At 69.5% G+C, this 11,535-nt stretch carries 15 protein-coding genes and 1 pseudogene; 12 read left to right on the forward strand and 4 right to left on the reverse strand.

Annotation, left to right across the window (positions count from 1 at the left end; all coding sequences use genetic code 11):
* From PV721_RS35275 to PV721_RS35320, 10 genes and pseudogenes are all read left to right on the forward strand, one after another.
* Positions 1-201 (forward strand): annotated as a pseudogene (locus PV721_RS35275) (ParA family protein); the annotation flags it as partial.
* 1 nt (position 202) lies between these two features.
* Positions 203-583, forward strand: a complete 381-nt coding sequence (locus tag PV721_RS35280) for a TadE/TadG family type IV pilus assembly protein (RefSeq protein ID WP_319731638.1) — start codon at positions 203-205, stop codon at positions 581-583.
* Positions 580-1,929 (forward strand): CpaF family protein, encoded by a 1,350-nt coding sequence (locus tag PV721_RS35285; protein ID WP_319731640.1) that lies wholly within the window; start codon positions 580-582, stop codon positions 1,927-1,929. The genes PV721_RS35280 and PV721_RS35285 overlap by 4 nt, the downstream gene beginning before the upstream one ends.
* Positions 1,926-2,864, forward strand: a complete 939-nt coding sequence (locus PV721_RS35290; RefSeq protein ID WP_319731642.1) for a type II secretion system F family protein — start codon at positions 1,926-1,928, stop codon at positions 2,862-2,864. Before PV721_RS35285 ends, PV721_RS35290 begins: the two co-directional genes overlap by 4 nt.
* Positions 2,865-2,879: 15 nt before the next feature.
* Positions 2,880-3,773 (forward strand): DUF5936 domain-containing protein, encoded by an 894-nt coding sequence (locus tag PV721_RS35295; RefSeq protein ID WP_319731645.1) that lies wholly within the window; start codon positions 2,880-2,882, stop codon positions 3,771-3,773.
* A 3-nt stretch (positions 3,774-3,776) separates the two neighbouring features.
* Complete coding sequence (locus PV721_RS35300) at positions 3,777-4,463, forward strand: response regulator transcription factor (protein WP_319731648.1); 687 nt, start codon at positions 3,777-3,779, stop codon at positions 4,461-4,463.
* Positions 4,464-4,573: 110 nt separating this feature from the next.
* Complete coding sequence (locus tag PV721_RS35305) at positions 4,574-4,774, forward strand: hypothetical protein (protein ID WP_319731650.1); 201 nt, start codon at positions 4,574-4,576, stop codon at positions 4,772-4,774.
* Positions 4,771-5,397, forward strand: a complete 627-nt coding sequence (locus PV721_RS35310; protein WP_319731652.1) for a pilus assembly protein TadG-related protein — start codon at positions 4,771-4,773, stop codon at positions 5,395-5,397. The genes PV721_RS35305 and PV721_RS35310 overlap by 4 nt, the downstream gene beginning before the upstream one ends.
* Before the next feature lie 27 nt (positions 5,398-5,424).
* Positions 5,425-6,009 (forward strand): hypothetical protein, encoded by a 585-nt coding sequence (locus PV721_RS35315; protein ID WP_319731654.1) that lies wholly within the window; start codon positions 5,425-5,427, stop codon positions 6,007-6,009.
* Between the two features lie 4 nt (positions 6,010-6,013).
* Positions 6,014-6,649: an OmpA family protein gene (locus PV721_RS35320; protein WP_319731656.1), complete on the forward strand. Its 636-nt coding sequence runs from the start codon at positions 6,014-6,016 to the stop codon at positions 6,647-6,649.
* Here PV721_RS35320 and PV721_RS35325 read toward each other — a convergent pair whose 3' ends face one another.
* From PV721_RS35325 to PV721_RS35335, 3 genes are all read right to left on the reverse strand, one after another.
* Positions 6,650-6,979 carry an SCO4225 family membrane protein gene (locus tag PV721_RS35325; RefSeq protein ID WP_319731657.1) on the reverse strand — a complete coding sequence of 110 codons (330 nt, stop codon included), beginning with the start codon at positions 6,977-6,979 and terminating at the stop codon, positions 6,650-6,652.
* A gap of 164 nt (positions 6,980-7,143) precedes the next feature.
* Complete coding sequence (locus PV721_RS35330; RefSeq protein WP_319731658.1) at positions 7,144-7,617, reverse strand: carboxymuconolactone decarboxylase family protein; 474 nt, start codon at positions 7,615-7,617, stop codon at positions 7,144-7,146.
* A 95-nt stretch (positions 7,618-7,712) separates the two neighbouring features.
* On the reverse strand, positions 7,713-8,282 hold the full coding sequence (locus PV721_RS35335; protein WP_319731660.1) for a TetR/AcrR family transcriptional regulator: 570 nt from the start codon (positions 8,280-8,282) through the stop codon (positions 7,713-7,715).
* 100 nt (positions 8,283-8,382) lie between these two features.
* Here PV721_RS35335 and PV721_RS35340 point away from each other — a divergent pair, with 100 nt between their 5' ends.
* Positions 8,383-8,793, forward strand: a complete 411-nt coding sequence (locus PV721_RS35340; protein ID WP_319731662.1) for a nuclear transport factor 2 family protein — start codon at positions 8,383-8,385, stop codon at positions 8,791-8,793.
* Between the two features lie 226 nt (positions 8,794-9,019).
* On the opposite strand, the gene PV721_RS35345 is transcribed toward PV721_RS35340, so the two are convergent.
* Positions 9,020-9,598 carry a TetR/AcrR family transcriptional regulator gene (locus PV721_RS35345; protein WP_319731664.1) on the reverse strand — a complete coding sequence of 193 codons (579 nt, stop codon included), beginning with the start codon at positions 9,596-9,598 and terminating at the stop codon, positions 9,020-9,022.
* A 144-nt stretch (positions 9,599-9,742) separates the two neighbouring features.
* Here PV721_RS35345 and PV721_RS35350 point away from each other — a divergent pair, with 144 nt between their 5' ends.
* Complete coding sequence (locus PV721_RS35350) at positions 9,743-11,350, forward strand: MDR family MFS transporter (protein ID WP_319731666.1); 1,608 nt, start codon at positions 9,743-9,745, stop codon at positions 11,348-11,350.
* The last annotated feature ends 185 nt before the right edge of the window (positions 11,351-11,535 follow it).

The following is an 11,535-nucleotide window of genomic DNA, read 5'->3' on the forward strand; positions in this document are numbered from 1 at the left end:
GTGGCGGAGGAGGGCGCTTTCGATGCCTGTATGGCCGCCGCGGGGGAGCACATCTCGGCCGCCTGGGGCATGGACGCGGACTGCGGCCCTTCGGGCGACATCTACAAGGCGACCGTGACGCTCCAGATACCCGTCCTCTACCCCGGGCTCAACTTCGGTCGGATCACGGGCACGGGCGGCGCGGCGATGGAGAAGGAGTGACATGAACCGGAACCGGAAGTGGCGCTCCGACCGGGGCCAAGTGGCCCTGGAGTACATCGGCTTCGTGCCCATCCTGTTGTTCGTCGCGCTGGGCGGGATCCAGCTGGGCTGGGTTGCGTACGCCGAGGAGCAGGCGGACACGGCCGCGCGTACCGCCGCGCGCGTGGAAGCCCGTAACGGCAAGGGCGGCGAGGCGGCTGGACGGGCCGCGATCAGCGGGGGGCTCGGGGGGAGCGCCACCTTCTCCTGGGCCAAGTCGGCCGATGCGGTCAGTGTCACCGTCACCCTCACCGCCAACTCCATCGTGCCAGGACTCGACGCGCACAAGGCGTCGGCCACGGCAGTCATGCCCAACGACGACCCGAAGGTGACCGGACCATGAGCCTGCGTTCCCGGGTCAACACCCCCGACGACCGCCACAGCCCCCGCGAGGACGGTCGGCTGGTCTCCTCCTACCGCGCCAAGCTGCTGGAGGAGATCGACCTCGCCGAGATGTCCGCGCTCGCGCCCGCCGAGCGCCGGACGCGCCTGGAGCGCGTACTCGGCCACATCATCAGCCGCGAAGGCCCCGTACTCTCCACCGTCGAGCGCGCGCAGCTGATCCGGCGGGTCGTCGACGAGGCCCTCGGGCTCGGCGTGCTCGAACCGCTCCTCGAAGACGCCTCGATCTCCGAGATCATGGTCAACGGCCCCGACCAGATCTTCGTCGAGCGCGCCGGCCGCGTCGAGCAGCTCCCCCTCCGCTTCGCCTCGCACGAGCAGCTGATGCAGACCATCGAGCGCATCGTCTCCACCGTCAACCGCCGCGTGGACGAGGCCAATCCGATGGTCGACGCCCGGCTGCCCAGCGGTGAGCGCGTCAACGTCATCATTCCGCCGCTCTCCCTGACCGGCGCGACCCTCACGATCCGGCGGTTCCCGCGGGCCTTCACCCTGCACGAGATGATCGCGCTCGGGTCGCTCGACGAGCAGATGCTGCTCCTGCTGTCCGGCCTCGTCGCGGCGAAGATGAACGTGATCGTCTCCGGCGCCACCGGCACCGGCAAGACCACCCTCCTCAACGCGCTCTCCGGCCTGATCCCGGAGGGCGAGCGCATCATCACCATTGAGGACTCGGCGGAACTACAGCTCCAGCAGGCACACGTGATCCGCCTCGAATCCCGCCCGGCGAACGTGGAGGGCAAGGGCCAGATCACCATCCGCGACCTCGTACGCAACTCCCTGCGCATGCGCCCCGACCGCATCATCGTCGGCGAGGTCCGCGGCGGCGAGACCCTCGACATGCTCCAGGCGATGTCCACGGGCCACGACGGATCCCTCGCCACCGTGCACGCCAACAGTTCCTCGGACGCGCTCATGCGCCTGCAGACCCTCGCCTCCATGTCGGAGGTGGAGATCCCCTTCGAGGCCCTTCAGGACCAGATCAACAGCGCCGTCAACGTCATCGTCCAGCTGACCCGCTTCGGCGACGGCTCACGCCGCATCACGGAGATCTCCATCCTGGAGTCCCACGGCCGCGAACCCTTCCGGATCACGACGGTCTGCCGCTTCGCCGCGCAGCCGATAGGGGCGGACGGACGCGTGCACGGCTACTTCGAGTACTACCCGCTGCCGCGCCGGATCGCCGAGCGCCTCTACATGAACAACCAGCCCATCCCGCAGGCCTTCGGGGTCGCCCTGCCGGACGACCCCCTCACCACCCCGCACATCACCCGGACCGCCCTGTGAACCCACTGATCCTCCTCACCCTCGGCGCCACGCTGCTCGCGTGCGTGCTCGTCGTCGCCGGCCTGCAGGCGTACGTCGCCGGGCGCGCCCAGCGCGCCGCACTGATCGAGCGCCTCTCGTCGAGCGGAATGCCGGAGCCCCTCGGGCGTCGGCGCCGCTTCCGGGGCGTCGACCGACGGCTGCGCAAGACCAAGCTGGGCCGGCGCATCGAGATGAAGCTGGCGACCACCGGCCTGGACCTCACCCCCGGCGAGTTCTTCGTCTACATGCTGGGTTCGATCGCGGGCGTCTGGCTCGTCGCGTCGTCCCTCCTCGCGCCGTTCTTCGGTCCGGTGGCGGGCGTGATCGGCATCTGGGCGGCGAACGCCTTCCTGAACTGGCAGCGGGCGCGGCGTACGGAACGGTTCATCAACCAGCTCCCCGACCTGGCCCGCATCCTCGCCAACGCCACCCAGGCCGGGCTGGCCCTCCGTACGGCCATCGGCATCGCGGCCGAGGAACTGGAGGCCCCGGCGGGCGAAGAACTCGCGCGCGTCGCCGACCGCCTGGCCGTGGGCCACTCGATCGAGGAGTCCCTGGGCGAACTCACCGAACGCCTCCCGTCGCGGGAACTGGTCGTCCTCGTCTCCACGCTCGTCCTGTCGGCCCGCGCGGGCGGCGCCATCGTGGACAGCCTGCGCAACCTGACGGTGACGCTGGAGCAGCGCAAGGAGACCCGTCGCGAGATCCGTACCCAGCTGTCCCAGGTGACGGTGACGGCGTACCTCGTCCCGTCGATCGGACTCGGCTCGCTGCTGCTGGTCGACATGATGATGCCGGGCGCGCTGGACCGGATGACCGGCGCGTTCCTCGGCCAGACGGCCGTCCTCATCGCCCTCGGCCTCTTCGCCCTGGGCTTCCTCCTCATCCGCCGCCTTTCGAAGATCGACGTCTGAGGGGGCGACAGGACGATGACCGGACTCCTTCTCGCACTCGCCGTGGCCCTTTCCGTGCTCGGCGCTTTCCACGGCATCCGTCTCTACCGCGCGGACGTGAAACTGCCCACGGACCTCGCGCTGGCCCTGGAGGTCGGGGCCACCCGCACGACGGCGGTCGGCTCCCTCGTCGACCGCATGGGCATCCGCTGGGCGCCGTTGGTCCTGAGCGCGATGGGCCCGGCGCGGGTCGCCCGCAAGCGCCGCCAGATCGACATGGCGGGCAACCCGGCAGGCCTGACGATCGACCGGTACGCGGCCCGGCGCGCGGTGTACGGCGCCCTGGGCGCGCTCGGGGCCTTCTCCATGCTGATCAACGGCCAACTGGTCGCCGCCCTGTTCATGGTGGCCTTCGGGCTCTTCTGGATCGAGGCCGGTCTGTGGTCGGCCATCAGGGTCCGCCGCGACCACATCGAGCGGACCCTGCCCGACTTCCTCGACGTACTCGCCGTGGTGGTGAGCGCGGGGCTGGGCTTCCGGCAGGCGCTGGCCCGGGTGGCGGACAAGTACGAGGGCCCGTGGGCGGACGAAATCCGCATCACGCTCCAGCAGATGGACATGGGCGTCAGCCGCCGCCAGGCCTTCGACGACCTGCGCCGCCGCAACGACAGCGAACAGGTCGCGCAGTTCGTGACCGCCCTCCAGCAGGGCGAGGAACTCGGCTCCCCGATCGTCGACACCCTGATCGCGATCGCCGAGGACATGCGCCGTACGGATGCCCAGAACGCCCGCCGCCGCGCGGCCCGGGCCGTTCCGAAGGCGACGTTCGCGGTGACCATGTTCATGCTCCCGGGCACGCTGATCCTGCTGGTCTGCGGCTTCGTCTACGGCGCGAACGTCGACTTCGGCGCGCTGTTCGGGGGTGGCTGAGCCATGGCGCGGCTGAGCGTGCTCATCGCGGACGGCAACCCGGTCATCAGGGCGGGCCTGGCGGCCATCCTGGGCGCGGCCGAGGACCTCGACGTGACGGCCCAGGCGGAGGACGGCCGCGAGGCCCTGAGCCTGACCCGCCGGCACGCCCCGGACGTGATCCTGCTGGACGTCCGGATGCCCGGCGTGGACGGGATCTCCGCGCTGCCGCACCTCGTGCAGCTGGCTCCCGTACTGATGCTGACGTACAGCAGGGAAGCCGACATCATCTGCGAGGCCCTGTCGTTGGGCGCCGGGGGCTACCTCGTGCACGGCGAGTTCACGACGGACGAGCTGCTGAGGGCGGTACGGGACGCCCCACTGGGCCGCCCCCACTTCACCCCGACCGCCGCGAGCGCCCTCCTCACAGAACTCCGGGCCTCTTCGCATCCGCAACGAGCTGTGGCACAGTCTTCTGAGCGGATGCACAACTCTGTTGTCTTCGGGCTGAGTTCCCGGGAGGTGGAGATCATGGATCTGATCGCGTCCGGGATGAGCAATCAGCAGATCGCGGCCGCCTGCTTCATCAGCGAGAAGACGGTCAAGAACCACATCAACCGCATCTTCGCGAAGCTCCAGAGCGCCACGCGCAGCGAGGCGATAGCCCGCTGGCTGGGAACCGCCCGTCCAGGAGTGACCGGTCATGGGTAGACAGAGTGCGCAGTGGGTCCGTAATTGGGCCCCGGGACCCTTGGTGACGACTGGTGACTCGCCGTACCGTCCGCAGATCGACACCGGTACCGGCCCGGGAGGGAACCCCCATGTCACAGAACACCCTGGCGAGGATGCGCAAGCGGTACGAGGGCAAGGGCGCAACGGATCGCGGCCAGACGGCATTCGAGTACCTGGGGATCATTCTGGTGGTCGTCGTGATCATCGGTGCGATCATCGGTACCGGCATCGGCCAGGCCATCACGACCAAGATCACTGCTGCCGTCGCCAGCATCACGGCAGGAAAGTGACGTGGCGCCGATTCGACGGTGACCGAGGTCAGGCCTTCCCGATTTACGTCGTACTCGTAGCGGGTCTCCTCTTCGCTGCTCTGGCGTACTTCACCATCGGCAAGGCGGCGATCGTCCGTAGCAATGCGCAGGGAGCTGCGGACGCCGCCGCGCTCGCGGCGGCGCGCGAGGCCAGGGACGCACTGGTGCCCGGCCTCGACCTCGCCACCCTCTCGCCGAAGGAGTGGGAACAGGTCCTGCTGGGCAATCGATTCGACCCCTCCGGACGCGCTTGTGCGGCGGCGCACGACTTCGCCGCCATGAACGACGCGACGGTGGTGTGCAACCGGTCGGGCACCCGGTTCAGCGTCCGGTCGATGACGAACGGAACGGTGGGGGACTCTGTCGTCCCCGGAACGAGCGGAAAGCACGGCGAAGCGTACGCGAGAGCGGAGATCGTTCCTCGCTGCCAGGTCAAACCCGGGGGATTGGGAAGCGGTGGCGGCTCGGCGCCGATACCGGAGCCGCCCGGGCCGATCAAGTTCTCCTGCGACAAAGGGGTCGTCGTGGACTACGACCCCGCCCAACCACGCGCGTGGCGTTCGCTGGCTGCGGCTCTGTTCGACATACGCCTGATCGATTGACGACCGAGAGACAAGGAAGCCAAGTACATGAGTGTTCGGCGGCGCGCGGCCCACGGGAAGGCGGCTGTGGGGATGGTGGCGGTCCTGACCCTTGCCCTGACCGGGTGCGGGGGCGAGGGGAAGTCGGACAAGCCCGCTGCGTCCACGTCGGCGAAGCCGCAGGGCGGTGGCGAGGCGTCCCAGTCTGGAGCGGTGAAGGGCACCGATGCCCCCCCGGCTCAGGTCATCGCCACGGTGAACGGCGAGGCGGGCATGGTTCTGACGATCAACAAGGCCGCACGGGACGCCGGAGGATTCCTCACCGTCGAAGGGCAGTTGAAGAACACCGGCAATGCCGCGTACGTGAACACCGCGCCCTGGCGCGGTAACGAGCTGAACTCCAGTGGAGTATCTGTGGCCGGCGTGACCCTGGTCGACAAGGTCGGCAAGAAGCGGTACTACGTGCTCAGGGACACCGACGGCCGGTGCCTGTGCACGACTGGGCTGAACATCATCGAAGCCGGCCAGACCATGCCGTTCTTCGCTCAGTTCCCCGCTCCGCCGACCAGCACCGTTGAGGTGGACCTCAGCCTCCCCACCTTCGCCACAGCGACCGTCAAACTCTCCGGGTGACCCCATGACCAAACGACACCGCGTCCTCGCCGCAACAGCCGTCGTCGGGCTCGTCATTGCCGGCGTTCAGTCAGTCGGGGCGGCGGTCGCCCATGCCGACGATGTCAAGCCGTCCGTACCCCCCGGCACCGAGCCCTCCGCCTCCGCACCCGTGCAGATCGACTCCAACGCCCCCGGGCTCAAGATCCCGCAGGGCGGCACGCTCGCCCCCGTCAAGGTGCTGGACATCGCCGAGGTCGTCGAAGACCTCGGCGGGGAGCAGCGGCGGCAGGAGACGAATCAGACCGTCATGATGGCGCTGCAGTCCGAGGTGCTGTTTCCGGAGAACAGCGCAGTCTTCAACGCGCAGGCCGCCGCCCGCATCCAGGCCATCGCCGCCGAGATCAACACCCAGAAGGCGACCCGCGTAAGGGTCTTCGGCTTCACCGACGACCAGGGCAGCTACGAGCACGGCAAGGAGCTGTCCAAGCAGCGCGCCGACGCCGTGCAGGCCGAGCTGGCCAAGACCGTCACCAACCCCGGTGTCGTCTTCGACGTCCGCGGGTACAGCGAGGACTATCCGATCGCCGACAACAGCACCGAGGAAGGCCGCAAGAAGAACCGTCGCGTCGAGATCACCTTCCCCCGCAGCGCCGGCTAGTCAGCCGGTCCGCGGCCGTCCGCGCAGGCGGCCGCGGGAGGCCTCCACGACGGTGCCGAGCACGAGCGACTGGGCCAGTACGCAGAGGACGAGCTCGGTGAGGAAGAGCCACGTCTCGGGCTGGCCTTCCCCGTGGACCGCTCCATGGACCAGTGTCACGAAGAAGAACAGCGGGAACGCGAACAAGGCGGGGAGCACCCAAATGAACCCGGGGTCCGGGGCGAACAGCGTGACGGCCGTCGCGATCGCCACGGCGGTGCCGACGAGGCCCAGGTAGATCAGCGAAGCGGGGTTCGCGAAGGTCAGGCGGACGAGCGTGCGAGCGGTCATCGGTTCTCCCCGGGACTGTGGACTCCCTCCATGGTCGGGAGCAGCCGCGGTCCTGTCGTGAGTACGCGCACCCAGCGCGCACCCAGCGCGTACCCAGCCCGGCGCGGTCCGGCCCCGATCGGGGCCGGACCGGTGCGGGGGTGGTCCGGGTTGCGGGCCGGAGATCAGCCGAACTGGCCCGGCTGGTAGTCGCCCGCCGGCTGCTGGACGATCACGTTCATGCGGTTGTACGTGTTGATCAGCGCGATGAGGGAGACCAGCGCGGCCAGCTGGTCCTCGTCGTAGTGCTTGGCGGCCTCGGCCCAGGCCTCGTCCGTGACACCGCCGGCCGCGTCGGCGATACGGGTGCCCTGCTCGGTCAGCTCCAGGGCCGCCCGCTCGGCGTCGGTGAACACCTTCGCCTCGCGCCAGGCCGCGACCAGGTTGAGCCGCACCGGGTCCTCCCCGGCGTGCGAGGCGTCCTTGAAGTGCATGTCGGTGCAGAATCCACAGCCGTTGATCTGGCTGGCCCGCAGCTTCACCAGCTCCTGCGTGGCGTGCGGCAGGGTCGAGTCCGAGATGACCTTGCCCGCCGAGTTGATGTACCGGCCGAACTTGGTCGCGACCGCGTTGCCGTAGAAGTTGAGACGCGCTTCCATCGTGATCTCCTTGCCGTGTGGACGGTTACACAGCTCTGACGGAAAACGCGGCCCGGATGTGACAGCCCGGCGCACCATTGTGCGCGTGACCTACGTCACTCTCCCAGCAGGAGCTCCGCGATCTCCCGGGCCCGGTGCGCCGGTTCCGGGCCGGGGGTGAGGGCCGCCACCGTCGTGGCCCCCTCGGTCAGGATCAGGAGCCGGTCGGCGAGGGCGGGATCGGCGAGGGCGGCGTCCGCGGGATCGGCGGCGTCCGCGGGATCGGCGGTGAGGCCGGCCAGCAGGGCGTGGAGTTCGACCTTGTGGACGCGGACGATCTCCGGGGCCGCCGCGCCCAGTTCCCCGTACGCGTTGAGGAACGCGCAGCCCCGGAAGTCGGGCTCGGTGAACCACTCCGCCAGCCAGTCGAAGACCGCGCGCACCCGCGCCCGCGGCTCCGCCGGGGCGAGGGCCGCGGTGCGCAGGGAGTCCAGCCAGCGCCGGTCGCGGCGTTCCAGATAGGCGGTGACCAGCGAATCCTTCGCCGGGAAGAGCCGGTACAGACGCTTGAGGGGGACCCCGGAGGCGGTGCGGATGCGGTCCATGCCGACGGCCTGGATGCCGTGCCGGTAGAACAGCTCCTCCGCCGCGTCCAGCAGTCGGGTCCGTGCCTCTTCGTCGTCCATGAGGGCAGGGTAGCCCGTTTCCGCTTGCGGCGAGAACGCTCGTTCTCGTACGGTGGAGAACGATCGTTCTCGCTCTCGTCTCCGCTTCGGAGGATCCGCCGTGACACGTCCGCCCCTGCCCCCCTTCACCGAAGAGTCCGCCCGCGCCAAGGTCCAGGCCGCCGAGGACGCCTGGAACAGCCGGGATCCCGAGCGCGTCGCCCTCGCGTACACGGAGGACTCGGTCTGGCGCAACCGCGACCGGTTCCTCACCGGCCGCGCCGAGATCCGCGAGTTCCTCGCCGCGAAGTGGGAGCGCGAGCTCGACTACCGCCTCCGCAAGGAGCTTTGGGCCTTCACCGGCAACCGCATCTCGGTCCGCTTCGAGTACGAGTGGCACGACGCCGCCGGCCAGTGGTTCCGCAGCCACGGCAACGAGCAGTGGGAGTTCGACGACGACGGCCTGATGAGGCGTCGCGAGGCGAGCATCAACGACGTACCCATCGCGAGCGAGGACCGCCGCCTCTTCTGATCCGGCCCTGCGCGGGCGGGAGCTCGGCCGGCCAGCCTGGATCCGGGAGCGCCCGCGATGCACTCACGACGAATTCCGGTCCGCCGCCACGCCTGTACCGGCGGGAAGTCGATCCTCTTCGGGCGCCTCCCCGCGCAGCTCGGCCGGGCGCCGGCCCTCAGCCGCCAGGCCGGCGCCGGGCCGGTCGGCCAGTTCGGCGCGCCGCGGAGCGCGGCCCGGACGGCCGCTACGCCTCGTGGTGGGCCTGGGTGATGAGGTCAGTGGCGACCGCCAGGGCCGCCAGGCGGGTCTCCTCCGGGTCGCCCTCCACGTGCTGGAGGAACATCATTCCGGCGTGCAGGGTGAACAGCGCGCTGACGCAGCGGACCTGGTCCTCCAGGGGGCCGTCCTGCGTGCGGAGCAGTTCCACCAGGGCGAAGAGCCGCTTCTTGACCGTCTCGCCGATGCTCAGCTCGCGCGTGGTCGCCTGGTTCTCCTGCATGAAGCGGTACAGCGCCGCGCCCGCCGCCATCGCCTCGCTGTAGCGCCGCAGCACCTCGCGCTTGGTCTCCAGGGTGCGCGGCTGCCCCTCCGCCCACGTGATCAGCTCGTCGATGGGCCGCGTCAGGTCCTCGAAGAGGCTGATGATGATGTCTTCCTTGGTCTTGAAGTGGTAGTACAGCGCCGCCTTCGTGACCTCCAGCCGTTCCGCGATCTCGCGCAGCGACGTCTTCTCGTACCCCTGCTCGACGAAGAGCTCCAGTGCGACGTCCTGGATGCGCTGACGCGTGTCGCCACGGCGCCGCTGCGGACTGCTGCTGGACATGGCTCTCCCCAATTACTTACTTGACGCCCGGCTAGTTACGGGTCTACGGTCCCCAGTGTAGTGAACTAGCCGGGCGGCAAGTAAGTGCCGGTGCGGGACGTAGACCAAGTGTTAAGTATGAGAAGTAGGGCCAGGGGAGTGGACATGGTGGACACAGTCAAGCCTGCGGGGACCTCGGAGGAGGTGAAGCCGCGCAGCGTACGGGTCGTCCTCATGGCACTCATGATCGCGATGCTGCTCGCGATGCTCGACAACATGATCATCGGCACCGCGATGCCCACGATCGTCGGCGAGCTGGGCGGCCTGGAGCACCTCTCGTGGGTGGTCACCGCGTACACGCTGGCCACCGCGGCCTCCACTCCCATCTGGGGCAAGATCGGCGACATGTACGGGCGGAAGGGTTCCTTCCTCACCTCGATCGTCATCTTCCTGATCGGCTCCGCGCTCAGCGGCATGGCCCAGGACATGGGTCAGCTGATCGGCTTCCGCGCGATCCAGGGCCTCGGTGCCGGCGGTCTGATGGTCGGCGTCATGGCGATCATCGGCGACCTGATCCCGCCCCGTGAGCGCGGCAAGTACCAGGGCATGATGGCCGGCGTGATGGCCCTCGCCATGATCGGCGGCCCGCTCGTCGGCGGCACCATCACCGACCACATGGGCTGGCGCTGGTCCTTCTACATCAACCTGCCGCTCGGCGCCGTGGCGCTCGCGATGGTGACGGCGGTGCTGCACCTGCCCAAGAAGACGGAGCCGGGGGTCCGCCCGAAGATCGACTACCTCGGCGCGGCGCTGCTGACCATCGCCATCACCTCCACCGTGCTCGTCACGACGTGGGGCGGCACCGAGTACGCCTGGGGCTCCGGCCAGATCATCGGCCTGATCGTCGTCGGCGTGCTGTCGACCGCCGCCTTCCTCTACACCGAGACCAAGGCCGAAGAGCCGGTCATGCCGCTGCACATCTTCCGCAGCCGCAACTTCACCCTCATGTCCGTGATCGGCTTCCTGGTCGGCTTCGCGATGTTCGGCGGCGTGCTGTACCTGCCGCTGTTCCAGCAGTCGGTGCAGGGCGCCTCCGCCACCAACTCGGGCCTGCTCCTGCTGCCCATGCTGCTCTCGATGATGGTCGTCTCGCTGATCGCGGGCCGCGTCACCACCAACAGCGGCAGGTACAAGGTCTTCCCGATCGCCGGCGGCGCGCTCATGGTCGTCGGGATGTTCCTCCTCGCGACGATGGACACCGACACCACCCGCCTGGTGTCGGGGCTCTACATGGCCGTCCTCGGTGCCGGGCTCGGCTTCCTGATGCAGATCACCATGCTGGTCGCGCAGAACAGCGTCGAGATGAAGGACATGGGCGTCGCCTCGTCCTCGGCGACCCTGTTCCGTACGCTCGGCGGCTCCTTCGGCGTCGCGCTGATGGGTTCCCTCTTCACCAGCCGGGTCACGGACACCATGTCCGAGCGGCTGGGGCCGGAGGCGGCCACGGCCGCGGGGTCCGCGCAGCTGGACGCGGCGAGCCTGGCGAAGCTGCCGGAGGTCGTGCGGGACGCATACCAGCACGCGGTGGCCGCGGGTACGCACTCGGCGTTCCTGCTCGGCGCGGGCATCGCCGTACTGGGGTTCGCGGCGGCCTGGTTCGTGAAGGAGGTTCCGCTCCGGGGCGCGGGGCCGGCGCCGGCGGCCGAGGCCGACGGCGCGCCCAAGGGCGGTGAAGCCGCCGCCCCCGCGGCGCAGGAGTCCGTCGCCCGGTGAACGAATGCGCCAGGCGGTACCACCGGAACGGTCGGTGGTGCCGCCTGTTGGCGTGTCCGGGGCCGTGTCCCGCGGCGGGGGCCGTGCCGTGTCCCGTGCCCGGGGGCCGTGTCCCGTGGGGGGAGCTGTGTCCCGTGCCCGGGGGCCGTGTCCCGTGGGGGGGAGCCGTGCCCTGTGTCCTGGGC

Source organism: Streptomyces sp. MB09-01 (genome assembly GCF_033794505.1).
Taxonomy (GTDB): Bacteria; Actinomycetota; Actinomycetes; order Streptomycetales; family Streptomycetaceae; genus Streptomyces.

Bases quoted from the DNA above. Each gene is read 5' to 3' on its own strand.
- PV721_RS35335 (WP_319731660.1), bottom strand. From the start codon at position 8,282: ATGGACGACGAAGAGGCACGGACCCGACTGCTGGACGCGGCGGAGGAG.
- PV721_RS35295 (WP_319731645.1), top strand. From the start codon at position 2,880: ATGACCGGACTCCTTCTCGCACTCGCCGTGGCCCTTTCCGTGCTCGGC.
- PV721_RS35345 (WP_319731664.1), bottom strand. From the start codon at position 9,598: ATGTCCAGCAGCAGTCCGCAGCGGCGCCGTGGCGACACGCGTCAGCGC.
- PV721_RS35325 (WP_319731657.1), bottom strand. From the start codon at position 6,979: ATGACCGCTCGCACGCTCGTCCGCCTGACCTTCGCGAACCCCGCTTCG.
- PV721_RS35320 (WP_319731656.1), top strand. From the start codon at position 6,014: ATGACCAAACGACACCGCGTCCTCGCCGCAACAGCCGTCGTCGGGCTC.
- PV721_RS35350 (WP_319731666.1), top strand. From the start codon at position 9,743: ATGGTGGACACAGTCAAGCCTGCGGGGACCTCGGAGGAGGTGAAGCCG.
- PV721_RS35330 (WP_319731658.1), bottom strand. From the start codon at position 7,617: ATGGAAGCGCGTCTCAACTTCTACGGCAACGCGGTCGCGACCAAGTTC.
- PV721_RS35315 (WP_319731654.1), top strand. From the start codon at position 5,425: ATGAGTGTTCGGCGGCGCGCGGCCCACGGGAAGGCGGCTGTGGGGATG.
- PV721_RS35305 (WP_319731650.1), top strand. From the start codon at position 4,574: ATGTCACAGAACACCCTGGCGAGGATGCGCAAGCGGTACGAGGGCAAG.
- PV721_RS35280 (WP_319731638.1), top strand. From the start codon at position 203: ATGAACCGGAACCGGAAGTGGCGCTCCGACCGGGGCCAAGTGGCCCTG.
- PV721_RS35300 (WP_319731648.1), top strand. From the start codon at position 3,777: ATGGCGCGGCTGAGCGTGCTCATCGCGGACGGCAACCCGGTCATCAGG.
- PV721_RS35285 (WP_319731640.1), top strand. From the start codon at position 580: ATGAGCCTGCGTTCCCGGGTCAACACCCCCGACGACCGCCACAGCCCC.